The organism is Mesorhizobium sp. B3-2-1 (genome assembly GCF_006439515.1).
GTDB lineage: Bacteria > Pseudomonadota > Alphaproteobacteria > Rhizobiales > Rhizobiaceae > Mesorhizobium.
In genome coordinates, this window is the sequence record NZ_VFTI01000011.1 from 128746 (window position 1) to 155478 (window position 26733).

Annotated in this window: 30 protein-coding genes and 2 pseudogenes; 14 read left to right on the top strand and 18 right to left on the bottom strand. The window is 63.3% G+C overall.

The window, feature by feature from the left end; all coding sequences use genetic code 11:
* Window positions 1-64: 64 nt before the first annotated feature.
* Window positions 65-958, top strand: coding sequence for an acetylglutamate kinase (gene argB / locus FJW08_RS13960; protein ID WP_140757402.1), 894 nt, complete (start codon window positions 65-67; stop codon window positions 956-958).
* 26 nt (window positions 959-984) lie between these two features.
* Here the strand turns inward: argB and FJW08_RS13965 are convergent, their stop codons facing one another.
* From FJW08_RS13965 to FJW08_RS13975, 3 genes are all read right to left on the bottom strand, one after another.
* Window positions 985-1383 carry a RidA family protein gene (locus FJW08_RS13965; protein WP_140811054.1) on the bottom strand — a complete coding sequence of 133 codons (399 nt, stop codon included), beginning with the start codon at window positions 1381-1383 and terminating at the stop codon, window positions 985-987.
* A gap of 212 nt (window positions 1384-1595) precedes the next feature.
* Window positions 1596-3143 (bottom strand): magnesium-protoporphyrin IX monomethyl ester anaerobic oxidative cyclase, encoded by a 1548-nt coding sequence (bchE, locus tag FJW08_RS13970; protein ID WP_140811055.1) that lies wholly within the window; start codon window positions 3141-3143, stop codon window positions 1596-1598.
* Window positions 3144-3251: 108 nt separating this feature from the next.
* Window positions 3252-3728, bottom strand: coding sequence for an Lrp/AsnC family transcriptional regulator (locus tag FJW08_RS13975; RefSeq protein WP_140757399.1), 477 nt, complete (start codon window positions 3726-3728; stop codon window positions 3252-3254).
* 139 nt (window positions 3729-3867) lie between these two features.
* Between FJW08_RS13975 and phhA the strand changes: the two genes are divergently transcribed.
* Window positions 3868-4704 (top strand): phenylalanine 4-monooxygenase, encoded by an 837-nt coding sequence (gene phhA, locus FJW08_RS13980; RefSeq protein WP_140811056.1) that lies wholly within the window; start codon window positions 3868-3870, stop codon window positions 4702-4704.
* 62 nt (window positions 4705-4766) lie between these two features.
* On the opposite strand, the gene FJW08_RS13985 is transcribed toward phhA, so the two are convergent.
* Entirely contained in the window at window positions 4767-5213 is a 447-nt protein-coding gene (locus FJW08_RS13985) for an Lrp/AsnC family transcriptional regulator (protein WP_227792004.1), read from the bottom strand.
* Window positions 5214-5647: 434 nt separating this feature from the next.
* Between FJW08_RS13985 and FJW08_RS13990 the strand changes: the two genes are divergently transcribed.
* The 3 genes from FJW08_RS13990 (at window position 5648) to FJW08_RS14000 (ending at window position 8754) form a co-directional block, all read left to right on the top strand.
* Window positions 5648-6412 carry a transporter substrate-binding domain-containing protein gene (locus tag FJW08_RS13990; RefSeq protein ID WP_246682339.1) on the top strand — a complete coding sequence of 255 codons (765 nt, stop codon included), beginning with the start codon at window positions 5648-5650 and terminating at the stop codon, window positions 6410-6412.
* Between the two features lie 78 nt (window positions 6413-6490).
* Window positions 6491-7789: an FAD-binding oxidoreductase gene (locus FJW08_RS13995; RefSeq protein WP_140811059.1), complete on the top strand. Its 1299-nt coding sequence runs from the start codon at window positions 6491-6493 to the stop codon at window positions 7787-7789.
* Window positions 7786-8754: an amino acid ABC transporter permease gene (locus FJW08_RS14000; protein ID WP_140811060.1), complete on the top strand. Its 969-nt coding sequence runs from the start codon at window positions 7786-7788 to the stop codon at window positions 8752-8754. The genes FJW08_RS13995 and FJW08_RS14000 overlap by 4 nt, the downstream gene beginning before the upstream one ends.
* A gap of 176 nt (window positions 8755-8930) precedes the next feature.
* Here the strand turns inward: FJW08_RS14000 and FJW08_RS14005 are convergent, their stop codons facing one another.
* The 3 genes from FJW08_RS14005 to FJW08_RS14015 form a co-directional block, all read right to left on the bottom strand.
* Complete coding sequence (locus tag FJW08_RS14005; protein WP_140811061.1) at window positions 8931-10370, bottom strand: GMC family oxidoreductase; 1440 nt, start codon at window positions 10368-10370, stop codon at window positions 8931-8933.
* The gene (locus FJW08_RS14010) at window positions 10367-10552 is read right to left on the bottom strand and encodes a hypothetical protein (protein ID WP_140757392.1); all 186 of its coding nucleotides are present in this window, start codon (window positions 10550-10552) and stop codon (window positions 10367-10369) included. The genes FJW08_RS14005 and FJW08_RS14010 overlap by 4 nt, the downstream gene beginning before the upstream one ends.
* Window positions 10553-10737: 185 nt before the next feature.
* Window positions 10738-11499, bottom strand: coding sequence for a GGDEF domain-containing protein (locus tag FJW08_RS14015; protein WP_140811062.1), 762 nt, complete (start codon window positions 11497-11499; stop codon window positions 10738-10740).
* Between the two features lie 161 nt (window positions 11500-11660).
* Here FJW08_RS14015 and FJW08_RS14020 point away from each other — a divergent pair, with 161 nt between their 5' ends.
* A complete protein-coding gene (locus tag FJW08_RS14020; protein ID WP_140811063.1) occupies window positions 11661-12365 on the top strand; it encodes a pyrimidine 5'-nucleotidase in 705 nt (234 codons plus the stop codon).
* Window positions 12366-12508: 143 nt separating this feature from the next.
* Here FJW08_RS14020 and FJW08_RS14025 read toward each other — a convergent pair whose 3' ends face one another.
* On the bottom strand, window positions 12509-13354 hold the full coding sequence (locus FJW08_RS14025; RefSeq protein WP_140757389.1) for an LOG family protein: 846 nt from the start codon (window positions 13352-13354) through the stop codon (window positions 12509-12511).
* A 143-nt stretch (window positions 13355-13497) separates the two neighbouring features.
* Between FJW08_RS14025 and dapD the strand changes: the two genes are divergently transcribed.
* The 4 genes from dapD (at window position 13498) to FJW08_RS14045 (ending at window position 16010) form a co-directional block, all read left to right on the top strand.
* On the top strand, window positions 13498-14352 hold the full coding sequence (dapD, locus tag FJW08_RS14030; protein ID WP_140757388.1) for a 2,3,4,5-tetrahydropyridine-2,6-dicarboxylate N-succinyltransferase: 855 nt from the start codon (window positions 13498-13500) through the stop codon (window positions 14350-14352).
* Between the two features lie 72 nt (window positions 14353-14424).
* Window positions 14425-14787: a DUF805 domain-containing protein gene (locus FJW08_RS14035; RefSeq protein ID WP_140757387.1), complete on the top strand. Its 363-nt coding sequence runs from the start codon at window positions 14425-14427 to the stop codon at window positions 14785-14787.
* Window positions 14780-15163: a DUF805 domain-containing protein gene (locus FJW08_RS14040; RefSeq protein ID WP_224590992.1), complete on the top strand. Its 384-nt coding sequence runs from the start codon at window positions 14780-14782 to the stop codon at window positions 15161-15163. Before FJW08_RS14035 ends, FJW08_RS14040 begins: the two co-directional genes overlap by 8 nt.
* A 70-nt stretch (window positions 15164-15233) precedes the next feature.
* Window positions 15234-16010 carry a hypothetical protein gene (locus FJW08_RS14045; RefSeq protein ID WP_140811064.1) on the top strand — a complete coding sequence of 259 codons (777 nt, stop codon included), beginning with the start codon at window positions 15234-15236 and terminating at the stop codon, window positions 16008-16010.
* On the opposite strand, the pseudogene FJW08_RS14050 reads toward FJW08_RS14045, so the two are convergent.
* Window positions 15910-16954 (bottom strand): annotated as a pseudogene (locus FJW08_RS14050) (2-dehydropantoate 2-reductase). The gene FJW08_RS14045 and the pseudogene FJW08_RS14050 overlap by 101 nt on opposite strands.
* A gap of 123 nt (window positions 16955-17077) precedes the next feature.
* Here FJW08_RS14050 and dapE point away from each other — a divergent pair.
* Both dapE and FJW08_RS14060 read left to right on the top strand, forming a co-directional pair.
* Complete coding sequence (gene dapE, locus FJW08_RS14055; protein WP_140811066.1) at window positions 17078-18271, top strand: succinyl-diaminopimelate desuccinylase; 1194 nt, start codon at window positions 17078-17080, stop codon at window positions 18269-18271.
* A gap of 5 nt (window positions 18272-18276) precedes the next feature.
* Window positions 18277-18909 (top strand): transporter, encoded by a 633-nt coding sequence (locus FJW08_RS14060; RefSeq protein WP_140811067.1) that lies wholly within the window; start codon window positions 18277-18279, stop codon window positions 18907-18909.
* 8 nt (window positions 18910-18917) lie between these two features.
* Here the strand turns inward: FJW08_RS14060 and truA are convergent, their stop codons facing one another.
* From truA to def, 6 genes are all read right to left on the bottom strand, one after another.
* A complete protein-coding gene (gene truA / locus FJW08_RS14065) occupies window positions 18918-19667 on the bottom strand; it encodes a tRNA pseudouridine(38-40) synthase TruA (protein ID WP_140811068.1) in 750 nt (249 codons plus the stop codon).
* A 23-nt stretch (window positions 19668-19690) separates the two neighbouring features.
* The gene (locus FJW08_RS14070) at window positions 19691-20197 is read right to left on the bottom strand and encodes an N-acetyltransferase (RefSeq protein WP_140757380.1); all 507 of its coding nucleotides are present in this window, start codon (window positions 20195-20197) and stop codon (window positions 19691-19693) included.
* Window positions 20194-21147, bottom strand: a complete 954-nt coding sequence (fmt, locus tag FJW08_RS14075; protein ID WP_140757379.1) for a methionyl-tRNA formyltransferase — start codon at window positions 21145-21147, stop codon at window positions 20194-20196. The genes FJW08_RS14070 and fmt overlap by 4 nt, the downstream gene beginning before the upstream one ends.
* 39 nt (window positions 21148-21186) lie before the next feature.
* A complete protein-coding gene (locus tag FJW08_RS14080) occupies window positions 21187-21612 on the bottom strand; it encodes a type II toxin-antitoxin system VapC family toxin (RefSeq protein ID WP_140811069.1) in 426 nt (141 codons plus the stop codon).
* Window positions 21609-21896, bottom strand: a complete 288-nt coding sequence (locus FJW08_RS14085) for a plasmid stabilization protein (RefSeq protein WP_140757377.1) — start codon at window positions 21894-21896, stop codon at window positions 21609-21611. The genes FJW08_RS14080 and FJW08_RS14085 overlap by 4 nt, the downstream gene beginning before the upstream one ends.
* Before the next feature lie 75 nt (window positions 21897-21971).
* A complete protein-coding gene (gene def, locus FJW08_RS14090) occupies window positions 21972-22502 on the bottom strand; it encodes a peptide deformylase (protein ID WP_140811070.1) in 531 nt (176 codons plus the stop codon).
* A 103-nt stretch (window positions 22503-22605) separates the two neighbouring features.
* Here def and FJW08_RS14095 point away from each other — a divergent pair, with 103 nt between their 5' ends.
* A complete protein-coding gene (locus FJW08_RS14095) occupies window positions 22606-23859 on the top strand; it encodes a DNA recombination protein RmuC (protein ID WP_140811071.1) in 1254 nt (417 codons plus the stop codon).
* A 3-nt stretch (window positions 23860-23862) separates the two neighbouring features.
* Here FJW08_RS14095 and FJW08_RS14100 read toward each other — a convergent pair whose 3' ends face one another.
* The 3 genes and pseudogenes from FJW08_RS14100 to FJW08_RS14110 form a co-directional block, all read right to left on the bottom strand.
* Window positions 23863-24267, bottom strand: coding sequence for a GFA family protein (locus tag FJW08_RS14100; RefSeq protein ID WP_140757374.1), 405 nt, complete (start codon window positions 24265-24267; stop codon window positions 23863-23865).
* A 122-nt stretch (window positions 24268-24389) separates the two neighbouring features.
* Entirely contained in the window at window positions 24390-25343 is a 954-nt protein-coding gene (locus FJW08_RS14105; RefSeq protein ID WP_140757373.1) for a cation diffusion facilitator family transporter, read from the bottom strand.
* A gap of 119 nt (window positions 25344-25462) precedes the next feature.
* Window positions 25463-26273: pseudogene (locus FJW08_RS14110) on the bottom strand (transglutaminase family protein).
* 211 nt (window positions 26274-26484) lie between these two features.
* On the opposite strand from FJW08_RS14110, the gene FJW08_RS33250 reads away from it, so the two are divergent.
* On the top strand, window positions 26485-26610 hold the full coding sequence (locus FJW08_RS33250) for a hypothetical protein (RefSeq protein WP_140757371.1): 126 nt from the start codon (window positions 26485-26487) through the stop codon (window positions 26608-26610).
* Window positions 26611-26733 lie beyond the last annotated feature (123 nt).

Below are 26733 nucleotides of genomic sequence, written 5' to 3' on the forward strand. Positions count from 1 at the left end.
ATTTGCGGCTCGCGTCAATTCCCGCTAAGACGCCGCCGTCCCTATAGATATCCAGGAACGCCCGATGACGGACATCACCGCCACCGCCGAAATGCAGGCTGCCCTCTTGTCGCGTGCGCTGCCCTACATGCAGCGCTACGAGAACAGAACCGTCGTGGTGAAATATGGCGGCCACGCCATGGGCGATATCGAGCTCGGCAAGGCCTTCGCGCGCGACATCGCACTGTTGAAGCAATCCGGTGTCAACCCGATCGTCGTCCATGGCGGCGGCCCGCAGATCGGCGCCATGCTGAACAAGATGGGCATCGAATCCAAGTTCGAGGGCGGCCTGCGCGTCACCGACCAGAAGACCGTCGAGATCGTCGAGATGGTGCTGGCCGGGTCGATCAACAAGGAGATCGTCGCGCTGATCAATGCCGAGGGCGAATGGGCGATCGGCCTCTGCGGCAAGGACGGCAACATGGTGTTCGCCGAAAAGGCGCGTAAGACCATGATCGACCCGGATTCCAACATCGAGCGCGTGCTCGATCTCGGCTTCGTCGGCGAACCGGTCGAGGTCGACCGCACGTTGCTCGATCTTCTGGCGCGCTCCGAAATGATCCCAGTGCTGGCGCCGGTGGCGCCCGGCCGCGACGGTCACACCTACAACATCAACGCCGACACTTTCGCCGGGGCCATCGCCGGCGCCTGCAAGGCCTCGCGCCTTCTGTTCCTCACCGACGTGCCGGGCGTGCTCGACAAGGACAAGAAGCTGATCGACGAGCTGACGGTCGCCGAGGCCAGGGCGCTGATCAAGGACGGCACGGTCTCGGGCGGCATGATCCCCAAGGTCGAGACCTGCATCGAGGCGATCGAGCGCGGCGTCGAAGGCGTCGTCATCCTCAACGGCAAGACGCCGCATTCAGTGCTGCTCGAACTTTTCACCGAACACGGCGCCGGCACACTGATCGTGCCCTGAGCGGCGACTTTGCCGCAGCCGGCCGATCAGGCGGGCTGCGGAATGCGCGCGATGACCTTTATCTCGAAGTCGAAGCCTGCCAGCCAGTTGACGCCCACTGCGGTCCAGTTCGGGTAGGGCGCCTCACCGAACGCCTTGAGCCGAACGGGGTTTATCGCGTCCCACTGCGCCTGCGGATCGGTGTGGAACGTGGTCACGTCGACGATGTCGTCGAACGAGCAGCCGGCGGCCTTCAGCACTGCCGCCAGATTGTCGAAGGCAAGCTGGACCTGCTTTTCGAATATAGGCTCCGGCGATCCGTCCTCTCGGCTGCCAACCTGCCCCGAGACGAACAGCAAGTCCCCGGAGCGGATCGCCGCCGAATAGCGGTTGATCTCGTAGAGAGCTTGCCGGCCGGCAGGGAAGATCGCGTCACGTTTGGTCATTGTTCACTCCATTTGAGACAAGGCAGGCCGGACGCTGACGATCTCGAAACGGCTGCATCGATAAGGGCGAGCGCCGTTAACGAGGCTTCCGGTTTTGGTCGTGGCACTCCGGCACCCGAGGCATTGACATACGCCCCGTATGCTTAATTGGGTGCATACGACGCGTATGTCAATGGATATGCGTTGCGCTATTTTGGGCTTGGGCGAGAGGCTCAGATACCTGGCGAAATTGCGCCGACGGCTTCGGTCGGTTTGCGTGGCGGACGCGTGGCGATCATCGACTCTTCTTCCGCATCCTGCGGTGCGCCCCAGAATTCGGCGAGCGTCGGGCCGCCTGTCATCCGGCGGTCGGTCACCAGGAATCCCCAGACCTCGCGGAACCAGACGCGGCGGCCCATTTTGGTGTACCAGCGCATCGAATGCCGCTGCTCGGGGTCGGGGTGGAACAGGACGCGCGCCAGCGCCTTCGGCCGCGACTGCACCGCCAGTTCGATCAGCTTGACCGAGAAGAACAGCATCCACGGCTTCAGCCGCGTCATGTGCAGCACCTGGTGCTTGTAGTCCCACAGGCGGGCGTCCGTTTGGATAACCTTGCGGTCGCGCGCGATGCGGAAAAACGGCGTCCAGCGATGCGGCGTCACATAGAGCGCCTGGATCTGGTCGGGGTCATAGGCGAGGAGCTGGCGGAAGCCGCGCCACAGATCGCGAAACCGTTCGTCCTCGAAACCGGCCACCCAGGTCGCCATCGACAGGATACCGTGCTTTCGCAGCAGCCTTATCGCCTCGCGGTCAGACGAGGTGCTGCCGCCCTTGCGGATCAATGCAAGCGTCTGTTCGTCGGTGTTTTCCATGCCGAGCAGCCAGCGGATGACACCGGCCTTGCGATAGAGGTGCAGCATGTCGGCGTCGCGCACGATGTCGTCGGCGCGTGTCGAGCCGACGATCAGCACCGGCACATTCTCGGCGATCATCGCATCCAGGAAAGCGCGCCACGCCTTCTTCGAAACGGTCGGGTTTTCGTCGGCGAGGTTTATCAGCTCGACGCCGTGCTCGCGGTGCAGCCAGGCGATCTCCTGCGCGAATTTCTTGGGATCGCGATGGCGCCAGCGGGTCCAGAAACCACGCTGGCCGCAATAATTGCACAGATGCGGGCAGCCGCGCGAGAACTGCATGACCACGGCGCGCTTGCCGCCCCAGTAACTGTATCCGCGGTGGTCGATCAACTCCCAACCGACGCGGTAGGCGTCGAGGTCGGCGATCGTCATCGCCCCTTGCGTGGCAAAGGGACGATCGAGATCGTCGCGATAGGCGATGCCGGCAACGCTTGCCGGCGGCTGGCGCATTTCCACCGCCTCGACCAGCGCCACCACGGTGGCCTCGCCCTCGCCGCGAACGATGAAATCGAAAACGCTGGTTTCGGTCAGGATGTCATGCCAGTGATAGGTCGGGAACACGCCGCCATAGAGGATGATCGTCGCCGGCTCGCGCGCCTTGATCATCGCGGCGATCAACAGGGCGGTCGGATGCGCCGAGGTCGATCCGGAATGGCCGATCAGGACGAAGTCTGGGCAGTCCTTCAGGGCTTCCGCGATGACCGAGGCGAGCGGCATCGGCCCGAATTCGGCATCGACGAGCCGCACCTCATGGCCGGCGTCGAGCAGCGGGCCGCCGATCGCCAGAAGACCGAGCGGCGGCAGATGATCGTCGGGCACTCGGCTGCCGATGGCGGTGTGCGGCGGATTGATCAGGACGATGTTCATGGCGGACCTCCTGGGAGTTGGTCCGCGCATGCTGGCCGGCGATAGTGCCGCCCGATTGGCCCGTTTCAGCAGTTTGCTTGCAGCTTTTCCGCAAAAACGAGGAAGACATCATCGCCTGAGATGCGCAAGCGGCACGTGGCCAGGTCCCTTGATGTTCTGCAGCACGAGTTGCGTATGGACATCGCGCACGCCGTCGAGCCGCATCAGCCGGTGCATGACGAAGGCGTTGAGCTCGTCGACAGACGGCACCATGACATGCAGCAGGAAATCGTGGTCGCCGGTCATCGTCCAGCACGACGACACCTCGTCCATGCGCTGGACGGCGGCGATGAAGCTTTCGGGCGAGCCGTCGCTGTGGCTGACGAGGCGCACCTGGATGAACACCTCGACCATCAGGCCGATGGCGCGGCGGCTGATCATGGCGGCAAAGCCCTTGATGATGCCGGCTTCCTGCAGTGCATCGAAGCGCCGCGCGCAGGGCGTGGTCGAGAGGCCGATCTCCTGCGCCAGTTCGGAGACAGGCTTGCGTCCGTCGCGTTGCAGGACATCGAGCATCCTGATCTCGAAATCGTCGAATTGAGGCATTTTAACTCGTCCTTTGCGGATTGTGAGTGAATGTTATCCCGAATATGGCGAGCGGGCCATCATCAAAACCGAATTGCCTCTGCGGGTCGGGTTAGCATTGCGGTGCGTCAACCATCGATGATCTGCGAGGAGAAAGACCATGACGACGATGAGCGTTGCCGAATATGCCCGCGACTGCGCGGCGCAAGGGTTGCGCGGCGACTATTCGGTGTGTCGCGCCGATTTCACTGTGGCACAGGGCTATGATTACAGCGCCGAGGAGCAGGCGGTGTGGCGCACGCTGTGCGACCGCCAGACGAAGCTGACGCGCAAGCTCGCCCACCACTCCTATCTCGACGGCGTCGAGAAGCTCGGCCTTCTCGATCGCATCCCCGATTTCGCTGACGTCAGCGCCAAGCTGCGCAAGCTCACCGGCTGGGAAATCGTCGCCGTGCCCGGCCTCATTCCGGCCGCCCCCTTCTTCGATCACCTCGCCAACCGCCGCTTCCCGGTCACCAACTGGCTGCGGACAAGGCAGGAACTCGACTACATCGTCGAGCCGGACATGTTCCACGATTTCTTCGGCCATGTGCCGGTGCTGTCGCAGCCGGTGTTCGCCGACTTCATGCAGATGTATGGCAAGAAGGCCGGCGACATCATCGCACTCGGCGGCGACGAGATGATCACGCGGCTCTATTGGTACACGGCCGAATACGGCCTGATGCAGGAGCCCGGCCAGCCGCTGAAAGCGTTTGGCGCCGGACTGATGTCGTCCTTTACCGAATTGCAGTTCGCGGTCGAAAGCAAGGACGCCCACCATGTGCCTTTCGACCTCGAGACGGTGATGCGTACCGGTTACGAGATCGACAAATTCCAGCGCGCCTATTTCGTGCTGCCGTCTTTCGACGCCTTGCGCGATGCCTTCCAGACCGCGGATTTCGAGGCGATTGTCGCGCGCCGCAAGGGCGAGCCAGCGCTCGATCCGGCGACGGTCTAATTCGCCTACATGGCGGCCCCGGCGGCGGGGCGTTCTCCGCCGCCTGGACATCCCGCCACCTCCTACAATGCGTAGATGGTCCGGTTGAACTTCGTTTCCATCACCACATGGGAAGCGGTTTTGACAACACCGTTGATTTCATTCACCGCATTCACCTCCCGGTTCAGCTTCTCAAGCGTCTCGGCGGCAAGGTGGATGATCAGGTCCCACTCGCCTGTTATGGCGTAGACCGCCTGGATCGAGGGCATCGCCTTGATCTTCCTGGAGACGTCCGGATAGCTCTTGTTGTTGAGGGCGGCGAGCGTGAAACAGTGGACGGCATTCTGGGCGACCTCCTTGGTCAGCCGCACGGTATAGCCTTCGATAATACCGCCGGCCTCCAGCTTCTGGATCCGCTCCTGCAGCGCTGTCCGCGATACGCCGAGCTGACGTGCCAGTGACGCGACCGGCTCACGCGCATTCTTCTGCATCAGCGCGAGCAGCTGACGATCCTTGTCGGTCAATTCCACAAAAAAATCCTCTCGCTCGATCCGCGCTGTAACCGCCGCGCGATCCTATCGGCTGAACCGCCCCGGCGACAATCCGGAAGACTGGCCAGAAGACTGGCCTGCGCGAACGGAACAAGGCGACCATATCCGGCATTTTGCCGTCTCAAGACACGCAATGACTGTGCGATCGCCATTATCCCGCATTTCGCCGGGTAGAACCCTTCTTTTTGCTACCTGACTGTCTGGGGCCACAAACGCCGGTCCATCAGGGGGAACGAGCTTCGGCTGTGGTCGGCACAAACCGAAACCGATCCGCGTTGAAGCTGTGGCTGAAAGCGCTGAGGTCCGACGTTACGCATCCTATCAGTTTCAACCACAAGGGAGGGATAACTTTGAAAAAGCTGCTCGATTTAGCCGTTCTTGCCGCCGCGACATTCGCGATCACGACGGCGGCCATGGCCGGGGAAACCCTGGACCGCGTCACGTCGAAAAAGGCGATGGTCATCGCCACCAACGCGGCCTGGCCGCCACAGAGCTTTCTCGACGACAGCAACGAACTCGCCGGTTTCGACATCGATGTCTCGCGCGAAATCGGCAAGCGGCTTGGTGTCGATGTCTCGTTCGAAACGCCCGACTGGGCGACGCTGACCGGCGGACGCTGGCAGGGGCGCTACGATCTCGGTGTCGGATCGGTCACCCCGACCAAGGCCCGTTCCAAGGTGATCGACTTTGTCGGCATCTATTATTACAGCCCCTATGTCTACGTCCTGCACAAGGACAGCGGCGCGAAGTCGGTCGCCGATCTCAACGGCAAGATCATCGGCGTCGAGACGGCGACCACCTCGGAGGATTTCATCCGCCGCAAGCTCGAAATCGACGCGCCCGGCCTGCCCCCCATCGAATACAAGCTGGAGCCGGGCGAGATCCGCACCTACGCGGATTCCATGCTTCCCTTCGATGACCTGCGGCTTGGCGACGGCGTGCGCCTGAATGCCGTGATCGCGCCGGAGCAGACGGCGCAGAACGCCATCAAGAACGGCTATCCCGTGAAGATCCTGGAAGGCGAGTACGCCTTCCGCGAGCCGCTCGTCGTCATCGCCGAAAAGAAGGATCCCGAGTGGACCGCAAAGGTCGCCGGCATCATCACCGGGATGAAGACGGACGGCACGCTCGCCGCGCTGACCACGAAGTGGTACGGCAAGGACTACAGCGCCAAGTAAAGTCATTCCGCCGGCTGCCCCTCGGCAGCCGGCGGACTTCACCCCACCAAATGCATGCTCCTCACCGCAAAGTCATCGATGGCCTATCCGGACACCTACTACGCCCGCACCCTGACCGACCGGAAGACGCGACCTTCGCTCAAAGGCGAGGCGCAATGTGACGTGGCCGTCGTTGGCGCCGGATTGGCCGGGTTGACGACAGCGCTGCAGCTGGCGCGCGCCGGACTGCATGTCGCCGTGCTGGAAGCCCAGCTCGTCGGTTTCGGCGCTTCGGGCCGCAATGGCGGTTTCGTCACGCCCGGCTTCGCCACCGGCGGCGACAATATCGCCGCACGTGTCGGCGGGGAGGCAGCACGCGACCTGCATCGGCTGTCGATCGAAGGCGTGGAATTCGTGCGCGACACGATCGAGGCGCTCGGGATGTCGGCCGCCATGCCGCGTGCCGGCCTGCTCAGCGTCTTGCGCTACGACGACGGCGACGCGCTGAAGGCCTATGCCGAACAGATGGCCCGCGACCATGGCTATGAACTTCAGTATCTCGACAGGGAGGACGTCCGGTCGGTGCTGAAGTCCGTCCGCTACCACCAGGGGCTGCGCGACCCGAACGCCTTTCACATCCATCCGCTCAACTATCTGCGTTGCCTGGCCGATGAGATCGAGCGGCTTGGCGGCGAGATTCACGAAAGCTCCGAGGTCGTAGAGTGCGACCTCTCGGGGTCGCAAAAGATGCTTCGCACCAGACAGGGCACGCTTCGGGCGTCCCGGATCGTGCTCGCGACCGGCGGCTACACCGGGCCGGTATTCGGCCGGCTCTACCGCGCCTTTTTGCCCATCGCGACCTATGTGATGGTTTCCGAGGCGGCTCCCCGCCTCATTGCGCAAGCCGTGGCCACCACGGACGCCGTCGGCGACAACAGGCGGGCCGGCGACTATTATCGCCTGGTCGAGAGCGGCAATCGCCTCTTGTGGGGCGGGCGCATCACGACGCGCGCCGCTTCCGCCGACGCGCTGGCACACGAATTGCGCCGCGAGATGGTCGGCACCTACCCGCAGCTTGCCGGCCTCAAGACCGAACTGGCCTGGTCGGGGCTGATGTCCTATGCCCGGCATCTGATGCCCCAGATCGGGGAGATGCAGCCGGGCGTCTGGTACTGCACCGCTTTCGGCGGCCATGGCCTCAACACCACGGCGATTGCCGGAAAAATTGTCGCCGAGGGCATTCTGGGCGCCTCGGACCGCTACCGGCAGTTCGCGCCCTTCGGATTGAGCTGGGCTGGCGGCGCCGCCGGCCTGGCCACCGCGCAACTCACCTACTGGAAATTGCAGGCTCAGGACTGGTGGCGAGAACGCCGCGCCAAGGACAAGGTGACGGCATGATCGGCAGGCTGATGCTCTCCCATCCAGGGCTTACCCGCCGCGCCGCGGGCGCGCTTTTTCCGGCACTGCTGGCTGCGGCCCTCTACGCCATGGGCATCAAATCGAGCTGGATCGGCTCTTTGATGCCGCTTGCATCCGACTGGTTGCAGGCCAACCCCGCTCTGTCGCGCGCCCTCTCCGCCGTATTGATCGCGCTCCTGGTGCTGACGAATGGCAAGCTGCTGCTGCTCCTGCCCCGACGGCAGCAGATCGTCGGCGTCTGGATCGAGCTGTTCGCGCTGCTGATGCTGTTCTTCTATTCCTTCGACCTCTCCCTTGCCTTCATCGCCAGGAAGGTCGGTTTCCTGATCACCCAGGGCGTCACCACGACGCTCTACATTTCGGCGATCTCGATCCTGATCGCGACCTTGATCGCGCTGGTCGGCGCCATCGCCAAACTGACCGGAAATGGCATCGTTTACGGGCTCGCCACCTTCTACACCTCGCTGTTTCGCGGCCTGCCGTTGCTGATGCAGATCTACATCATCTATCTCGGCCTGCCCCAGGTCGGCTACGTGATCGGCGCGGTGCCGGCGGGCATCGTGGCGCTGTCGCTGTGTTACGGCGCCTACATGACCGAGATCTTCCGCGCCGGCATCGAAAGCATCCCGCGCGGTCAAAGCGAAGGCGCCACGGCGCTCGGCCTGAGCCCCGGCCAGACCATGGCGCTGGTCATCCTGCCACAGGCCATGCGCGTCATCATTCCGCCGACCGGCAACCAATTCATCGCCATGCTGAAGGATTCCTCGCTGGTATCGGTCGTCGGCGTCTGGGAGATCATGTATCTCGCCCGCACCATGGGCCAGACGGAGTTCCGCCACATCGAGATGCTGATCACCGCCTCGATGATCTACTGGATCCTGTCGATCGCGCTGGAATTCGGCCAGGCCTATCTCGAACGGCGCTTCGGCCGGTCGGAACGCTAGGCGTAGGTCATCGCCTCCAAGCATGGAATGGCATGGCTGGGGCTCTCCGATTGGCCTCGGCATCCTGCTGGTGTCGCTGGCCGCCGCCGCCGTGCTGGTGCGCATCGCCGTCTATGGTCTTTGAGCCTCTGCCGGCGCCATTTTTGGCGCCGGCCCTGGGACTTCATGGAGGTCGCTCAGGCCGTTACCACCTTGCTCAGATGGTCGCCAAGCCGGCAGGCGAGCGCGGTGATCGTCGTCGTCGGGTTGGCTTGTCCCGACGTGCAGAACACGGAGGAGCCGCCGACATAGAGATTGTCCATGCCATGCACCTTGCAATTGGCGTCCACCACGCTCCTGGTGACGTCCGTGCCCATGCGCGTGCCGCCCATGTGATGATTGCCCGCCGTCTCTTCGTTGGTCGGATAATCCTCGCCGTTAGAGATCCAGTCCGCAATGCGCACCCGGCCCAGGTTTTTCTGGGCCAACGTCGTGCCGAACAGTTTCAGGCCTTCGAGAAGCGTGCGACGTTCCAGTTCCGATTTCTTCCAGTGCAGCTCAATGCGCGGCACGCCGGCATGGTCGACCTCGGTCTTCGACAGCTCGATCTGGTTCGAAGCCAGCGGCGCCTGTTCCCAGGCGACATAAAGCTGCGCGGCGCAACGCAGGTTCTGGTCGAGTTTGCGCGATACCCATTCCGCCATGTGCGGCGCCGTACAGGCAAGGTCGGCGATGAGGCTTTTGACGCCCGGATAGGGAGCCTCGATCAGCCTGATGCCGAAATTCATGATCTTGAGCCGATCCATCGCGGCAGGCATCGGCGAGAAGAAGGCCTCCTTGACGGCATCGACCTCGAACGCGTCATAGTCGGCCAGGATGGCATTGCCGCCCTCGAAGGTCGGATGCTCCATCCAGTAGCGGCCAAGCGCCGTCGCGTTCGGCACGACACCGCCGTTGGAGCGCTGGTTCGACCACAGCAACAGCCGTGAATTCTCCAGCCCGCCGGTGCAGACGATGAAATCGTCGGCGCTGAACGAGCCGGCGTCCCTGCCGTTGGACCACAGTTTGGCGCCGGTCACCCGTTTGCCGTCGCCGGCAAGCTCGGTGGCGTAGGTGTTGAGTACGATGGCGATGTTTTTGCTCTTGTCGAGTTCGTCGGCAAATTTTTCCGCAAACCGCACCGCCGGGCTCTTGATCAGCTGCACCCAGCGAATGTCGTCCGAGATCGGCACATCAGGCCGAAAATCGGGAAGGTCGAGGATGTCGCGCACTTCGGCAAGATAGGGTTCGATGTCGGCGCGACGGATCGGCCAGCCGGTATCGGGCGCCCAGGCCTTCGGCTCGAAATCCAGTTTGTCGAGCACGCGGCACCAACCGGCCCAGTGATTGGAGCTGCCGCCCATGAACCGCAGCCGGGTGATGTCGAGATCGAAATAGAAGTCACCGACGGTGGTGCCGCGGTAAAAGTCCTGCGAGCCGTCGCTGAATTCCCGCGAACCGGCTTCCAGCACCACTACCGGGATGCCGGCCGCGCCAAGTTTTCTGGCGATCGTGGTGCCGGCCGGACCGGAACCGAGGATGCAGACCTTTGGCGCAAAGTTGGCGGCGCGATACGCCTCGTAGCTGTCGAAGATCATGCCAGGTCGCTCCGCTTCAGGATCCAGCCATTGACCTCGACGATCTCGTCAGGGTCGACCCGGGATGAACCGGCATGGGTGACGTCGGCGTCAGGCAGCTCGCGGAACAAGGACAGGGCAGGCAGGGCGATCAGCGCTTGCACGAGCGTACGGCGCGAGATTTTTTTGATGGAGAAACTCATGACAGGTCTCTCTGCTAGGGGCTTCGATACGCGCATGACGTTCCCGAACGGCACACGCATCGTCAGGCAAGCCAATATCGTGCCAAGCATGGCCTCGAGGCGGTGAAAGTGCCGACAAGCGGCACAAACGGATGCAAACAAGGTTACAGATTTCTTAACGGGCCAGGTGTGCCGGCCCGGCCTGCTCATGCGGCTTCGGAAATATCGGTATCGAGGATCGTCAGGTTGCGGCCCGCATGCTTGGCCTGATAGAGGCGCCGGTCGGCGGCGCGCATCAGTTCCGATACGTTGACGTCCTCGCCGCAGACGGTGCCGCCGATGCTGACGGTCAGCGGAATGGTTCGTTCATCGACGGGCCGGAAGCGGATCAGCTCGACCTCGCGGCGGATCCGTTCGGCAACGCGCTTGGCTTCCTGTTCCGTGGCTCCGATCAGAAACGCGCCGAACTCCTCGCCGCCGATGCGGCCGAGCACATCGCCGCTGCGCACGCCGCGCTCGATGGCGCTGGCGATCAACAGCAGCGCGTCGTCACCTGTCAGGTGGCCGAAATTGTCATTGATCGTCTTGAAATGATCGGCGTCGATGATCAGCAGCGCGCCACGGTCGGACTTGCGCCGGGAGCCGTCCAGCGCGGCGAAGAAGCTCTCCCGGTTGAGCATGCCGGTCATGTCGTCGCGGCTCGCCTTTTCCGCCAGGCGGCGGTGCGCGGCGGCGAGTTGGGCATGGGCACGTGCGAGTTCGCGATGGGCGTTCTTCAGCCTGTCGCTCTGCCAGAACGTGCCGGCGCACGCCGTCCAGGCAAGGACCAGCGGACAGAGCGTCAATGTCAACCAGATCGTTCGCGTGAGCGGGAACCCCATGGCTGGGACGATGATCAACGTCAGCAGAAGAGATGCAGCGACGGAGGCGAAGGCGGTGGCGGCGGATTTGAGAATGATGCTGTTCATCGCAGGCTCCCCACAGGACTGTCTCTGTGCCAGCAAGCCCTGAAGGCTACCTTTCCGGGATGCATAAAATTTGAATCGTGGGGTTATTTCTGCAACTTCAACGCGAAGAAGTTGTGGATAAAGTCCCTTTCAGAATCCCTGTTTCATGCCATAAGGAGCGCATGACCACGCTTCCCGATCCCGCCCGCTTCGCCCATGTCACCGACTGGGTGTTCGACCTCGACAACACGCTCTATCCGCACCACTCGAATCTGTTCTCGCAGATCGACGTCAAGATGACCGCCTATGTCGGGGAATTGCTGGCGCTGCCGCGCGAGGAGGCGCGCAAGCTGCAGAAGGAGCTCTATCTCGAATACGGTACCACACTGAACGGGCTGATGACGCGCCACGGCATCGATCCCGACGACTTCCTCGAGAAGGTCCATGACATCGACTATTCGTGGCTGGTACCCGATCCCGTTCTCGGCACCGCCATCCGCCAGCTTCCGGGCCGCAAGTTCATCTTCACCAATGGCGACCGCAGGCACGCCGAGCGCACCGCGCGCCAGCTCGGCATCCTCGAGCATTTCGACGACATCTTCGACATCGTCGCCGCCGGCCTCAACCCCAAGCCGGCGCGCCAGACCTACGAGAAGTTCGCCGAACTGCACGCCGTCACCGGCCACAATGCGGTGATGTTCGAGGATCTTGCCCGCAACCTTTCCGTGCCGAAGTCGCTGGGCATGACCACGGTTCTCGTGGTGCCGCGCAATTTCGAGCCGACCTTTTCCGAAATCTGGGAACGCGACCCGGCCAACGAGGATGACGTCGATTTCGTCACCGACGATCTCGCCACATTCCTCACGACCATAGTCGTAAGGGAGTGAGGAATTGAGGAATTGAGGAATTGAGGAATTGAGGAATTGAGGAATTGAGGAATTGAGGAATTGGTCGGGACGCAAGACTGTGCCCCTTATTTCGTCAATTCCTCATTTCCCCAGTTCCCTCATTTCCCTTGTTCCCCCAATTCCTATTCCCCTAGCTTGTAGAAGCGGCTGACGATGCTCCAGGCCTCCTCGGCGGTGTCGACGAAATCGATGATGTCCTGGTCGCCCGGGCTGATGGTGCCTTGCTCGGCGAGGAAGTCGAGGTCGATCGCCCGCTTCCAGAAGGACTTGCCGAACAGGATCACCGGCACACGCTCCATGCGCCCGGTCTGGATCAGCGTCAGCGTCTCGAAGAACTCGTCCATCGTGCCGAACCCGCCGGGAAACACCGCCACGGCCTTGGCGCGCATGACGAAGTGCATCTTGCGGATGGCGAAATAGTGGAAGTTGAAACACAGCTCCGGGGTCACATAGGGATTCGGCGCCTGCTCGTGCGGCAGCACGATGTTGAGCCCGATCGAGGGCGCACCGACATCGTCGGCGCCACGGTTTCCCGCTTCCATGACGCCCGGCCCGCCACCGGTCACCACGACATATTCGCGATAATATGAAGTGGCCGACTGCCGCGAGCAGAGACGGGCGAATTTACGCGCCTCCTCGTAATATTTGCTGTTTTCCTCGAGGTTCTTCTTCTGCGTCTCGTTCTTGGCCGCCCAGGCCTCGCCGCCGGGTTCGGGCAGGCGCGCCCCGCCGAACAGGATCACCGTCGAACGGATGCCGCGCTCGGCCAGGATCATTTCCGGCTTCAGCAGCTCCAGTTGCAGCCTGACCGCGCGCAATTCGCGCCGCGTCATGAAGTCGGGATCGTTCCACGCCAGGCGGTAGGTTTCGGCCCGCGTCTGCGGCGTGTCCGGCACGCTTTTCGACCGCTCCAGATCCTCGTCCGAATGCGGCAGCGGCGTCCATCCCGCCTTTTCCATGGGAGTCATCGAATCCACCCGTCCATTCCTTTACTTGCGTCGTCCCGTGACGCAGCTGCGATTGACCCCCATTGAGCCTTAACATAGGGTCCGCGCGACTTTTAAACAGGTTAAGGCGCAGCCCCTTAACAGCTTGGTAATGGAGCGAATTCATGTCGAAGCCCGATCTGGCGAGCCTCGAAAAGACCATAGACAAGGCCTTCGAGGAACGCGACGCCATTTCGACCGCGACCCGCGGCGAGGTTCGCGACGCCATCCAGTCGGCACTCGACCTGCTCGACCGCGGCACCGCCCGCGTCGCCGAGCGGCAGGCCGACGGCAAATGGCACGTCAATCAGTGGCTGAAGAAGGCCGTGCTGCTCTCCTTCCGGCTCAATCCGATGGAAATCATCAAGGGCGGCCCCGGCGAGGCGGTGTGGTGGGACAAGGTGGCGTCCAAGTTCGACGGCTGGAGCGCCGTCGATTTCGAGAAGGCGGGCTTTCGTGCCGTGCCGTCGTCGATCGTGCGCCGTTCGGCCTATGTCGCGCCCGGCGCCGTCTTGATGCCGTCCTTCGTCAATGTCGGCGCCTATGTCGACAGCGGCACCATGGTCGATACCTGGGCTTCGGTCGGCTCCTGCGCCCAGATCGGCAAGAATGTCCACCTTTCGGGCGGCGTCGGCATCGGCGGCGTGCTGGAGCCGATGCAGGCCGGCCCCACCATCATCGAGGACAACTGCTTCATCGGCGCGCGTTCCGAAGTGGTCGAGGGCTGCATCGTGCGCGAAGGCTCGGTGCTCGGCATGGGCGTCTTCATCGGCCAGTCGACCAAGATCGTCGACCGCGCCACTGGCGAGATCTTCTATGGCGAGGTGCCGCCGAATTCGGTCGTCGTCGCCGGATCGCTGCCGGGCAAGCCGTTTCCAAACAACGAACCGGGCCCAGGTCTCTATTGCGCCGTCATCGTCAAGCGGGTCGACGCCAGGACCCGGTCCAAGACCTCGATCAACGAATTGCTGCGCGATTGATCTTTCCGCCGGGCAGGCGCACCTTCCGCCGGCGCGACGATCGGTCGCGCTGGTTCAACATGGAGGGGTGACATGGACTGGAAATATCTGCTCACAAGCTTTGACGGTCGCATCAACCGGGGCAAGTTCTGGGCTGGCATCGGGGTATTCATCGTTATCGGCGTTATAGCTTTCATTCTCGACGCGATCCTCGGCACCCGTTTCACCACGGCCAGCGGCGCCCAGGTCGGCATCATCGGCATCCTCTTCGCGCTGGCATCGATCTATTTTGCGATTGCCCTCTATGCCAAACGCTGGCACGACCGCAACAAGTCGGGCTGGTGGACGCTGATCGGCCTCGTACCCGTCATCGGCGGCATCTGGCTGCTGGTCGAACTCGGCATCCTCGAAGGCACCAGGGGCGCCAATCAATATGGATCGGACCCGCTTGCCTGAAAGATCGGATCTCACCTGGCTTTTCTTCAAGACCTCGGGCCGCGTCAGCCGCGCGGCCTATTTTCTCGGCGGATTGCTCGTCGCCATCATCCAGGCGTTCCCGCTGTACCGCTTCACGCTGGTGCCGGAGGGCTCGGCCGAGAGCAACATGTGGTCGTTCATCTTCTTCGTCGCCTTCATCGCCTCGCTGTGGTCGAACATCGCGCTGGCGGTGAAGCGTCTGCACGACCTCGACAAGCCGGGCATCGCCGCGCTGATCCTGTTCGTACCGGTCGTCTCGATCGTCGCCTTCCTTGTGTTGTGCCTGTTTCCTGGGCAGCCTGGGCCCAACCGCTACGGCCGGCGCACCAACGAGCCGGCTGAACCGAAGAAATAGAACATGATGTCGTCCGAAAACCGCGTCACACTTGTCGGCATGCTCCAGGCGGCCGGTCGGATATCTCGTCATGCGCTACCGCACGCTTGATCCGAAACTGATCATCGAAACCGCCGAGCGGCTTGAAGGCCGCGTCGCCGACCGTTTCCCGGACGCCGGGTTGCGCGGCGTCGCCGCCGAACTGGTGTCGCTGTCGCGCGATCTGGCCAAGGCCGCCAAGGTGCTGGAAGCGCCTATCTGGTGGCTGCGTGGCATCATCGCCGCCGCCGTCATCGCGGGCGCGCTGATCTTCCTGTTCGTCGGCACCATCCTGCCGCTCATTCACATCTCCCAGGCCGACGACGCGGTTCAGTCGGTGCAAGGCATCGACGCCACGATCAACATGATCATCCTCGCCGTGCTCGGCTTCCTCGCCCTGATCCGCACCGAGGAGCGCATCAAGCGCAAGCAGGTGTTTCGTCAGTTGCACGGCCTGCGCTCGCTGGTCCACGTCATCGACATGCATCAGTTGACCAAGGATCCGGCGGCGCTGTCGGCCAGTTTCAAGCCGACCTCGCATTCGCCCGCCCGCATCACCAATGCCGCGGATCTCGCGCGCTATCTCGACTATTGCTCCGAAATGCTGTCGATCACCGGCAAGATCGCGGCGCTGTTCGCCCAGTCCGTCAATGACGCAGTCGTCATCGACGGCGTCAACGACATCGAGAACCTGGCGTCCAACCTGTCGCGCAAAATCTGGCAGAAGATCACGTTGATCGACGGCCGGCGGGCGGCGCCAGAACCTTCTCCGGCACCAGGCCCGGCGAGCCGAGCCGCTCGGACTCCGCCGCGCGCACCAGGGCGCTGATCCGCTGGACCGTCGGCCGCCGGCGTGCCGGCTTTTTCAGCGAGCCGCAAAACAGCACCCTGCAGGTCGTCGATCTCGGTCGGCCGGCCGCGCCGCAGGTCGTCCCACATGGACGAGCGCGCCTCGGGGTCGATCGCCAGCATGCGCCGCGCCAGGAGCTTGAACAGCCAGTCGGGCAGCCTGAGCACCTTCGGCAGCAGTGCAGGGCGCAGGCCGGCGATGCGCGCCGGCGCGATGCCGGAGGCCTTCATCGCTTGCAGCGCCTCGTCGATCTGGGCGGCCAGGATCAACCGCCAGCGCCTGTCCGCAAGCTCGGTTGCCAGCGGAAGGCCTGACAGCGCCACCAGCGCATTGTTCAGGTTCATCAGAAGCTTGCCCCACAGCACGGCCTTCATGTCGCCATGTGTTTCGACAGCGAGGCCTTCGACGTCGAGAAGGCCGGCAAGGCCGGCAGCACCTTCTTCGACCATCACCTTGCCGTTGCTGGCGCGGTGGACGCGCAGCGGCAGCTCTCCATCGGCCGATTGCACGACATTGAACGGCACCACTCCGGCCAGAACGGTTTGCCGGCCAAGCGCCGCGCGCAGCCTGTCGGCATTGTCGACGCCGTTCTGCAGGCTCACCACCACGGCGTCGGGACGGGCAAAGGCCTTGATGAGGGCTGCCATATCCTGCGTGGCGCCGCTCTTGACGGTGACCAGGATCACATCGGCCGCCGGCAAGGCGACAGCAGGATCGGCGGTGACGGCAAGCGCTTCCGGCTTGATCAGGCGATCACGGCCCTGGAGGTCGCCGACGCGCAATCCGTCCTGCCGCAGCGCTGCCTCGATGCGCGGCCTGGCGAGCAAGACAACCTGCCGGCCGGCGAGCACCAGGCAGCCGCCGGCATAACAGCCAATGCTGCCGGCGCCGGCAATGACGATCCTCTTTTCCCCGTTCGTCATCTCTTGCTCCGCACAAGTCCACTATACGACATGAAAACCATAATGTCGGCGGTATCGCCGGCCATTGGCTTGGCCCTATGTCTGGCCGTGACAGGCCTTTCGCTTTCGACTATCGCTTTTGCCATGACGCTCCCGACTGATCCCGCCGCAAACCTCGCCTCTCTCATCCGCTGTGCCTCGGTGACACCAGCCGAAGGCGGCGCGCTGAGCGCGCTGGAGGCAATGCTGAAACCGCTCGGCTTCCTGGTCGATCGACCGGTGTTCTCCGAGGACGGCACGCCGGATATCGAGAACCTCTATGCACGGCGCTCCGGCAACGGCCCGCATCTGATGTTCGCGGGCCATACCGACGTGGTGCCTGTCGGCGACGAAGCCGCCTGGACACATCCGCCTTTCGCCGCCGAGATCGCCAATGGCGAGATGTATGGCCGCGGCGCCGTCGACATGAAGGGCGGCATTGCCTGCTTCATTGCGGCGGTGGCGCGCCATATCGAGGCAAATGGCGGCCCGAAGGGCTCGGTGTCGCTGCTGATCACCGGCGACGAGGAAGGGCCTGCCATCAACGGCACGGTCAAGCTACTCGAATGGGCCGCGTCCAAAGGCGAGAAATGGGACGCCTCGATCGTCGGCGAGCCGACCAATCCGGACACGCTCGGCGACATGATCAAGATCGGCCGGCGCGGCTCGATGTCGGGCAGCATCACGGTCAATGGCCGCCAGGGCCATGCCGCCTATCCGCAGCTTGCCGACAATCCGGTGCGCGGCCTGATGAGCCTGGTAGATGCCTTGCTGTACCCGGTCTTCGACAAGGGCACCAAGGATTTCCAGCCGACCAACCTGGAGGTGACTTCCATCGACGTCGGCAATCCAGCCACCAATGTCATTCCTGCCAAGGCGACCGCCACCTTCAACATCCGCTTCAACGACACCTGGACGGCCGAAACAGTCCAGGCGGAAATCCACAACCGCCTCGATCAGGCGGCAGGGCGCAAGAAATACCGGCCGGGCAAGAAGACGCCGGTCGACTATGACCTCGTCTGGCGCGACCGGCCGAGCCACGTCTTCCTGACCCGCGACGACAGGCTGGTCGAGAAGCTGAGCGGCTCGGTCAAGACGGTTGTCGGCAAAAAGCCGGCGCTGTCCACCTCCGGCGGCACATCGGATGCGCGCTTCATCAAGGATTATTGTCCGGTGGTCGAATTCGGCCTTGTCGGCAAGACCATGCACATGGTCGACGAGCGCGTCGCCGTCGCCGATCTCGAAACGCTGACGCGGATCTACCAGCGCTTCATCGACGACTGGTTCGGACAGGGCTGACCGGCATGCTTTCGGCGGACGAAACCCAAGCTTCGCTGACCGGCGCCTGGCGGCTGATGCTCGGCAAGGTCGACGGGCTGCGCCTGCTCGACCTGTCGGCCGACGGCTTCTGGAATTCGTTCTTCGCCATCATCGTCGCGGCGCCGGCGCTGATCGTCGGCTGGGTCGGCATCGCCAACGAGATCGGCGATCCCGATGCCTTCGCCGGCCGCTTCTCCATGCTGGTGCGGCTGGCGACGGTCGATATCGGCACCTGGGTGCTGCCGCTGGTCGCGCTCGCCTTGGTGGCGCCGCGCGCCGGCATCGGCGGGCGCTTCGTCCACTATGTCGTCGCCAGCAACTGGGCCTCGGCGATCACCGCCTGGCTGATGCTGCCCTCGGCGCTGATCAGGCTTTTCCTGTCGTCGACAAGCCAGGTCTCGAGCCTTGTGTCTCTGCTGTTGTTTTCCCTGTCGATGGTGCTGACCTGGCGCATGACCAACGCCACGATCGGCAGGGGCGCGGCGGTCGGCACCGCCGTTTTCGTCGGCATGTTCATCGCTTCGCTGCTGGTGCTTTTCGGGCTGCAGATGCTGCTCGGCATCGCCGTGCCGAACGATGTCGGGGCCCAGAGTCTTTCCCGAGTCTATCCGGGATAGAACCAGTTCTACCCGGGATAATCGACGCCTATCAGGAAAAGGCCGTCGGGCGGCGCCACCTGGCCGCAGGCGGCGCGGTCTCGCGCCTCGAGCGCCGCCTTGAGGTCGCCTGATGTCCAGCCACCGTCGCCGACCCGCTTGAGCGAGCCGACCATGGAGCGCACCTGGTTGTGCAGGAAGGACCGCGCCGAGGCTCTCACCTCGATCACATCGCCGGTTCGGCTGACATCGAGCCGCTCCAGTGTCCTGACCGGGCTGTTGGCCTGGCACTGGGTCGAGCGGAAGGTGGTGAAGTCGTGCCGGCCGAGCAGGAGTTTCGCCGCCTCGTGCATGGCGGCGGCATCGAGCCGCTTGGGCACCCACCATACCTTACCCTTCTCCAGCGCCGAGGGCGCCCGCCGGTTGAGGATGCGGTAGAGATAGTGCCGGCCAGTGGCCGAGAAACGGGCATCGAAATCGTCCGGGACGATCGTGGCCTTCAGGATGACGACGCGCGCGCCGGCCGCCTGCAGATGTGCATTGACGGCATCGCGCACCTTGTCGTCAGGCCACGCCTTGGCAAGGTCGACATGCGCCACCTGCGCGGTTGCGTGCACGCCGGCATCGGTGCGGCCGGCGGCGCGCAGCCGGACCTCTTCGCCACAGAATTTCTCGATCGCCTGTTCGATCGCCTGCTGCACCGAAGGCTGGTCGGCCTGATGCTGCCAGCCGGCAAACAGGCTGCCGTCATATTCGATATCGAGGCGAAAACGCGGCATGCCGGTCGGTAATACGCTCTCGCCTAGGCGGCGAGAGCGGTAAAGGCGGAGGCGTAGACCAGCCTGCCGGCTTCGGGTGCGTCGCCCCAGGCCAGCGCCTGCAGCGCTTCGCTTTGGTATTCGCTTTCGAACTTTTCAGCGCGGGCGTGGCTATAGCCGAAACGGCCGTAATAGGCCGGATCGCCCAGCACAACGGCCAGCGTCTCGCCGGCATCCTTGAGCCGGATGTGAGCCTCGCGGATCAGTGCGCCGCCAATGCCGGAGCCGTGAAAAGACGGCTCCACCGCCAGCGGGGCAAGCGCCACGGCGGCGAAACTCTTGCCGCCGTTCTGCACGAACAGCCGCGAAAACAGGATGTGGCCAACGGCCTGGCCGTCCTCTTCCGCCACCAGTTCGACGACGGCGTCACCGCCGGTCACCAACGCGTCGACCAGCCCGGCCTCCGTTTGCTGGCCGAAAGCGTGTTCCTCGACGAGGCGAATGGCCTCGCGGTCCCGCGGCGTCGCCGCGCGTATCGACATCATGCTCATGAGAATTTCAGTCCTTTTTCGATCTTGGCTCCGCGCAGGAACTCCGACGCGGCGGCGGGCCTTCCGCCCGCACGTTGAACTTCGACCAGCCTGACCGCGCCTTTTCCGCAGGCGACCGTCAGCCGGTCATCGAGAATTCCTCCCGACTCGCCCAAATCTTCCGAAAGCGACAGGCCTTCGGACAGCGTCGAGCGAAGCAGTTTCAGCCGCTCCGAGCGGCCGCCAATGTCAATCTCGGCCCAGGCGCCGGGAAAGGGCGATAGGCCACGAATGTGGTTGTGGACCTCGGCCGCGGGCCGTGTCCACTCCACGCGCGTCTCGGATTTATCGATTTTCCTGGCGTAAGTCACCCCTTCGGCCGCTTGCGCGGCAAATGTCAGGGTGTTCTGTTCCAGCCGCGCCAGTGCTTCCACCATCAGGGCAGCGCCAACGCTCATCAACCGATCATGCAGATCGCCGGCTGTCATATCGGGGTCGATGGCGCATTTTTCAACCAATCCCACCGGACCGGTGTCGAGGCCCTCCTCCATGCGCATCACCATCATGCCGGTCTCGGTGTCGCCGGCCATGATGGCGCGCTGGATGGGCGCGGCGCCGCGCCAGCGTGGCAAAAGCGATGCATGGCCGTTGACGCAGCCAAGCCGTGGCGCCTCCAGAACCGCCTTGGGCAACAGCAGTCCATAGGCAACGACCACGGCGATATCGGCGCCAAGGGCGGCAAAAGCGGCCTGTTCGACCTCGCCCTTCAACGATGTCGGCGTATGCACCTCGATGCCCAGCCGCTCTGCCTCGCGCTGCACCGGCGACGGCGTCAGCTCCAGCCCGCGCCGGCCCGCGGCGCGCGGAGGCTGCGTATAGACAGTTGCTACCTCATGTCCGGCTTCAGTGATGGCGCGCAGCGTCGGCACCGAAAACTCAGGCGTGCCCATGAAGATAACGCGAAGAGGCATTTTCTTTTGCGGCCTTGTTCCTGCCTGCCGTGACCCGGCTCAGACACTCGTTTCAAACGGGTTTACGAGCTTAAGGTCAAGCCCGTCGAAGTCGCGAACATTGCGGGTTGCCAGCGTAGCGTCATGCGCGAGACAGATCGCGGCGATCATGGCATCAGCAAGGCTGATTGGGCGCCCGAGCCGTTCCCGCGTCGCCCGGAGCTTGCCGGCAAGGCGGGGGATAGAGCCGGCAAATTCGACGACACGACCGGAGAACTGTTTCGAGATCAGGTGATCGAGAGCACGGACATGGCGATCGGAGCCGGTCTTGTTCAGGAACCGTTCGGCACCGAAGGATTGCTCCATGACGACGGGGCCGCACAGATAGAGGTCAAGCAACTCCTGTTTGCGAAACCATTCGACCACGTTTGCGTCGGGTGCCGTCCTACTCGTTTCGGAAATGACGTTGGTATCGAGGACGATCACTCGAAGTCCCCAACCGGGCGCCCAAAGTCGCGTTTTCTGTCCGCTTCGATCTCGTCCATGATCTCGGCGAACTCGTCGTCGATCGCGTTTTCAGTCGCGAACGCGGAGCGAATGTTGTCCCATGCCGACAGACCGGGCTCTGGCTTGGCCTCCTTTTCGGCGACCATGCCTTTACGCAAAAGATCGATCGCTTTGCCGGACAAGCTCTGGCCGCCGCTTCGTGCAGCCTGTTCGATTTCGCGTTTCAACGGTTCGGGGATGTCCCTGATCAGCATATCGCCCATGCAATTCTCCAGCGTTGATATCAATGATATCACGACGAGGACTGCTGCTCAATGGATTCTGCGCTCGCGTTGCGCCTATCCCACCAGCTTGCCTGGCGCCTTGTCCCTGGCGAGCTTCTTGAACTTCTTCACCACCATGTCGCGCTTCAGCTTCGAGATGTGGTCAATGAACAGCACACCGTTGAGATGGTCGATCTCGTGCTGCAGGCAGGTCGCCATCAGCCCTTCGGCCTCCATCTCCTGCAGCTTGCCGTCTCGGTCGAGATATCTGACCCGCACCGAGGCCGGGCGCTCGACCTCGGCGTAGTAATCCGGGATCGACAGGCAGCCCTCCTCGTAGACGGACCGCGCGTCGGCGCTTTCGAGAATCTCCGGGTTGATGAAGACGTGCGGCGCCGGCGTTTCGTCTTCCTTGGCGAGGTCGATCACCAGCATGCGCAGCGGTTCGCCGATCTGGATTGCCGCCAGCCCGATGCCGGGCGCGTCATACATGGTCGCCAGCATGTCGTCGGCCAGTTTGCGCAAGGGCGCGTCGACGCGCTCCACCGGCTTGGAAACCTGGCGCAGGACGGGGTCGGGAAGGATGATGAGCGGCTTGATCGGCATGGCGTTTCACCTAAGACCTCAAAAGAAAGGCGTCAACCGGTGCGCCTGAGCCTCGTTCACGTTTTGATCTGTGCCAGCCTGCCGAATCGGCTATGCTGTCCACATGAATGATCTGAGCACCATCCTTTCGGAGCCTGTCGTACGGCTCGGCGCCTCGACAATCACGCTCGGCCACGCGCTGGCCTTCGGCGCATTGCTGTTTCTCGGCTTGTTCGTGGCGCTCGTCGCTGCGCTGTGGCGGTCGGCCAAGGCGCGCGCGGTCGCCGCTGCGGAAGCCGCCGACCATGCCCGCGACGCGGAGGCGCGCATGGCTGGTATTTTGCAGGCACAGGCCGAAATGCAGGGCCGCATGGGGGCCATTGCCGAAGTGTTCGGCGCCCGGCAGGCCGAATTGACGCAATCGATCGGCCAGCGGCTCGACGCCATGACCGGCCGCATCGGCCAGACCATGACCGAGCAGACCAAATCCACACATGAAAGCCTGACGAAACTGCAGGAGCGGCTGGCGGTCATCGACACCGCGCAAGGCAACATCCAGTCTCTGGCCGGCCAGGTCGTTCAACTCCAGGCGATCCTCTCCAACAAGCAGACGCGCGGCGCGTTCGGCCAGTCACGCATGGAGGCGATCGTCGCCGACGGCCTGCCGCATGGCGCCTATGAATTCCAGGCGACGCTGTCTAACGGCAGCCGGCCGGACTGCCTGGTGAAAATGCCGAACGGCGCGCCGTCGCTTGCCATCGATGCCAAATTTCCGCTGGAAGCCTGGAACGCCATCCGCGCCGCCGACGGGGCCGACCTGCAGAAGGTCGCGGCCCAGGCCTTTCGCCGCGATATCGAGGTCCATGTCCGCGACATTTCGGAAAAATACCTGCTCCAGGGCGAGACGCAGGACACCGCCTTCATGTTCGTGCCGTCGGAATCGGTGTTCGCCGAAATCCACGAGAATTTCGAAGCGGTTGTCCAGAAGGCGCACCGCGCCCGTGTCATCATCGTCTCGCCTTCGCTGCTGATGCTGTCGATCCAGGTCATCCAGGCGATCCTCAAGGATGCCCGCATGCGCGAACAGGCGCATCTGATCCAGGGCGAAGTCATCAGGCTGATGGAAGATGTCCAGCGTGTCGACGAACGGGTGCGCAAATTGCAGGGCCATTTCGGCCAGTCGGCCAAGGACATCGAAGACATCCTCGTCTCGACCTCGAAAGTGACCAAGCGCGGCCAGAAGATCGAGGCGCTGGAGTTCGGGGAAGGCGAGCCCGACGCCGCACACGGCGGCACCGCCAAGGTCGAGGCCGCACCGCGCGTGGCCGATTCCAAGACCGGGCAGCTGAGGTTGAGGGTCGTCGAAGGCGACGACTGAACGCTACTGCTCTTCGACGATCGTCATCCCTTCGAATTCCGGCAGCCAATGCAGCGCTGAACGGTGCCAGAACTGCCGCCTCGGCACGAGTTCCTCGCGCTGCCGCGCCGTGCCGACTCGGATGCCGTAGACCTTCGGGCCGTCGCCGACCGACGTCGCATAGAGATGCGAGCCGCACTCGCCGCAGAAACCTTGGGCGCGCTTGGCGCCGCTGGACCCGGTCTTGACGTAGACCTTCGGTGTGCCCTTGGTGATCCGATAATCCTCTTCGGGCGCCCGCACCGAGACGCGAAAGGCCGTACCGGTCAGCTGTTGGCAATCGGTACAATGGCAGATCGAGGTCTTCTCCGGGTCGACCTCCGCCTCATAGGTGATGGCACCACAATGACATCCGCCGTCAATTTTCATCGCCATTCCTCCAACATCGATCAGGTGATCTTAGCGGCGCGGGAACGCGAGGCAACGGCGCGGCGCTGGTCCAGAGCCAAGGCATGATCAGGAAGAGGGGATTTTCGGATCATGGCCAAACTCTATCCGGACGCGGATTCGATCAGCTTGCGCCGCGTTTCCCAGGTGCCTGACGTCTGCGGCTTGACGAACAGCCTCGTGATTTCGGGCATCTCCTTCCTCAGCCGTGCCTCGAGACGCTCGATACAAGCCTCGATCTCAGGCGCCGACAGATGGTCCTCGAATTCGATGCTCAGGGCGGCAACGATCTCTTCCGGTCCCATATGCACCGTCAGCACACCGTTCGCCCGCTGCACCGCCGGATCCTGCTGGACGATCGCCAGCACCTTCCTCTGCACCTCGGGTGAGGCCGGCTCGCCGATGAGCAGGCCCTTGCTTTCACGCGCCAGAAAGATTGCCGTCGCACCAAGTATGAGCGCGATGCCGATCGAGGCAGCGCCGTCGAGTTCGGGCATCTCGAAAATCTCCGCCGCCAGGATGCCGGCAAAGGCGACGGTCAGACCGAGAAGGGCCGCACTGTCTTCGAACAGCACCGTATAGACGCTCGGGTCCTTGCTCGATTGCACGGCCTGCAGCCAGCCTTGCTTGCCCTTCTGCTTGCGGAATACCCTCAGTGCCACCAGCCAGGAGCTGCCTTCGAACAGGAAGGACAGGCCGAGAACGATGTAGTTGACCTTGACGTTGGCGACCGGCTCCGGCGCCATGATGTGGACGATGCCCTCGTAGAACGACACGCCGGCGCCCAGCGCGAAGACCAGAAGGGCGACGATGAAGCTCCAGAAATAGAGTTCACGGCCGTGGCCGAGCGGATGCGTACTGTCTGCCGGACGCGCGGCGCGGTGCATGCCGTAAAGCAGCAGGCCGCCATTGCCGGTATCGACCAGCGAGTGCACGCCTTCCGACAGCATGGCCGAACTGCCGGTGAAAAAGGCGGCGGCGAACTTGGTCAGCGCTATGGCGAGATTGCCGGCGAGCGCCGCATAGATGACCGTTCTGGAGCCGCCATGCCCTGCCATGCAGGTTTATCCTCTTTGAGGTACGATACAGCGGCTCCGCCGCGGAGCTGCACAGCCATCACAACGCGCCAATCGTCGGGTCGTTCAACGTCTTCGAAACCTGCTGGCAACAACGCCAGCTATTCCTGGATTTCGTCGGTCCATACCTTGAAGCCAGCGAGTGTACCTGGTCCGAAAAATATGGGTCAGCGGCACGTCCGCCGCGTCACGGCCCGAGGCGATCAGGATGCGGCCGATGCGTGGCGCGTTGTTGCGCGGATCGAAAGCGTGCCAGCGGCCGCCGAGGTAAACCTCCATCCAGGCACAGAAATCCATGCTCGCCCAGGGCTTCGGCATGCCGATGTCGCTGATGTAGCCGGTGCAATAGCGCGTCGGGATATTGAGTGCCCGGCAGAATGTGACGGCGAGATGCGCGAAATCGCGGCACACGCCACTCCGTTCGCGCCAGGCTTCCGCGGCGGTGCGCGTCACCCGTGCGTTGCCGTAATCGAAGACGATGTGGTTGTGGACGAAATCGCACACCGCCTGCACGCGCGGGATGCCGGCCGGCGTATGGCCGAACAGCCGCCATGCCTCGCTTGCCAGGAGGTCACTCTCGCAAAACCGGCTGGGCAGCAGGAACAGCAGCGTTTCCGCCGGCAGGTCGCGAACCTCGTGCTGCCACGCCATCAGTTCGCCCATCTCGAATGTGCCGGGGTCGCGGATCACCGCATCCGTGCCGAAAGTGAAACGCCCGGGTGGGGCGACGAATCGGTTGCACCAGTTTCCGAAACTGTCGCGATAACTTTCAATCGGCACCGGCGGGTTGGAGGTCAGGAAATCCGGGCGCTCGAGATCGGAGGCGCGGGAATAGTGGACATTGAGCATCGCGATGAGCGGCGTCTCCTGCGGAAAATCGAAGCTCATCTCGCAGCCGATGTGGATCCGCATTGTCGTCCTGACCGGCCTGCCTGACGATCACCCGGCGGTGCACGGGTCGATGCTGCAGTGCGAAGACAACCATGGCATGGACCGCCGGGGTTTACGAGCAAATTAGAAACCGGTTGAAAGCGGCCTGCCAGCGTTGGCAGCACGCACTACCCTCTTGCAGTCTGGCGTTTGTCTTGTTTCACTCCGTTTCCCGCAACAGGAGGAACGAATCATGGCCAAAGGTGCGATGAAGGCAGGCAAGGAAGCCCGCAAACCAAAGAAAGACGCCAAGAAGCCTGTAGCCGCTCCGACCCTCAAGGCAGCACCGGTCAAGGCGATGAGGCTCAAGGAAAAGTAAGTCTCGGCAACCGGCAGGGCGGGATTTCACCGGCGGCATTCGACACTGCCGCCGGCATGTGGTGATCGGGCGTTCGGACAGCCCTGCATCGACGGCGCGGGGACGACCTCGCACTTTCCGAAA

Coding starts and splice junctions, on each gene's coding strand:
- argB (WP_140757402.1), top strand. CDS start 65: ATGACGGACATCACCGCCACCGCCGAAATGCAGGCTGCCCTCTTGTCG.
- FJW08_RS13965 (WP_140811054.1), bottom strand. CDS start 1,383: ATGACCAAACGTGACGCGATCTTCCCTGCCGGCCGGCAAGCTCTCTAC.
- bchE (WP_140811055.1), bottom strand. CDS start 3,143: ATGAACATCGTCCTGATCAATCCGCCGCACACCGCCATCGGCAGCCGA.
- FJW08_RS13975 (WP_140757399.1), bottom strand. CDS start 3,728: ATGCCTCAATTCGACGATTTCGAGATCAGGATGCTCGATGTCCTGCAA.
- phhA (WP_140811056.1), top strand. CDS start 3,868: ATGACGACGATGAGCGTTGCCGAATATGCCCGCGACTGCGCGGCGCAA.
- FJW08_RS13990 (WP_246682339.1), top strand. CDS start 5,648: ATGGCCGGGGAAACCCTGGACCGCGTCACGTCGAAAAAGGCGATGGTC.
- FJW08_RS13995 (WP_140811059.1), top strand. CDS start 6,491: ATGGCCTATCCGGACACCTACTACGCCCGCACCCTGACCGACCGGAAG.
- FJW08_RS14000 (WP_140811060.1), top strand. CDS start 7,786: ATGATCGGCAGGCTGATGCTCTCCCATCCAGGGCTTACCCGCCGCGCC.
- FJW08_RS14005 (WP_140811061.1), bottom strand. CDS start 10,370: ATGATCTTCGACAGCTACGAGGCGTATCGCGCCGCCAACTTTGCGCCA.
- FJW08_RS14010 (WP_140757392.1), bottom strand. CDS start 10,552: ATGAGTTTCTCCATCAAAAAAATCTCGCGCCGTACGCTCGTGCAAGCG.
- FJW08_RS14015 (WP_140811062.1), bottom strand. CDS start 11,499: ATGAACAGCATCATTCTCAAATCCGCCGCCACCGCCTTCGCCTCCGTC.
- FJW08_RS14020 (WP_140811063.1), top strand. CDS start 11,661: ATGACCACGCTTCCCGATCCCGCCCGCTTCGCCCATGTCACCGACTGG.
- FJW08_RS14025 (WP_140757389.1), bottom strand. CDS start 13,354: ATGACTCCCATGGAAAAGGCGGGATGGACGCCGCTGCCGCATTCGGAC.
- dapD (WP_140757388.1), top strand. CDS start 13,498: ATGTCGAAGCCCGATCTGGCGAGCCTCGAAAAGACCATAGACAAGGCC.
- FJW08_RS14035 (WP_140757387.1), top strand. CDS start 14,425: ATGGACTGGAAATATCTGCTCACAAGCTTTGACGGTCGCATCAACCGG.
- FJW08_RS14045 (WP_140811064.1), top strand. CDS start 15,234: ATGCGCTACCGCACGCTTGATCCGAAACTGATCATCGAAACCGCCGAG.
- dapE (WP_140811066.1), top strand. CDS start 17,078: ATGACGCTCCCGACTGATCCCGCCGCAAACCTCGCCTCTCTCATCCGC.
- FJW08_RS14060 (WP_140811067.1), top strand. CDS start 18,277: ATGCTTTCGGCGGACGAAACCCAAGCTTCGCTGACCGGCGCCTGGCGG.
- truA (WP_140811068.1), bottom strand. CDS start 19,667: ATGCCGCGTTTTCGCCTCGATATCGAATATGACGGCAGCCTGTTTGCC.
- FJW08_RS14070 (WP_140757380.1), bottom strand. CDS start 20,197: ATGAGCATGATGTCGATACGCGCGGCGACGCCGCGGGACCGCGAGGCC.
- fmt (WP_140757379.1), bottom strand. CDS start 21,147: ATGCCTCTTCGCGTTATCTTCATGGGCACGCCTGAGTTTTCGGTGCCG.
- FJW08_RS14085 (WP_140757377.1), bottom strand. CDS start 21,896: ATGGGCGATATGCTGATCAGGGACATCCCCGAACCGTTGAAACGCGAA.
- def (WP_140811070.1), bottom strand. CDS start 22,502: ATGCCGATCAAGCCGCTCATCATCCTTCCCGACCCCGTCCTGCGCCAG.
- FJW08_RS14095 (WP_140811071.1), top strand. CDS start 22,606: ATGAATGATCTGAGCACCATCCTTTCGGAGCCTGTCGTACGGCTCGGC.
- FJW08_RS14100 (WP_140757374.1), bottom strand. CDS start 24,267: ATGAAAATTGACGGCGGATGTCATTGTGGTGCCATCACCTATGAGGCG.
- FJW08_RS14105 (WP_140757373.1), bottom strand. CDS start 25,343: ATGGCAGGGCATGGCGGCTCCAGAACGGTCATCTATGCGGCGCTCGCC.
- FJW08_RS33250 (WP_140757371.1), top strand. CDS start 26,485: ATGGCCAAAGGTGCGATGAAGGCAGGCAAGGAAGCCCGCAAACCAAAG.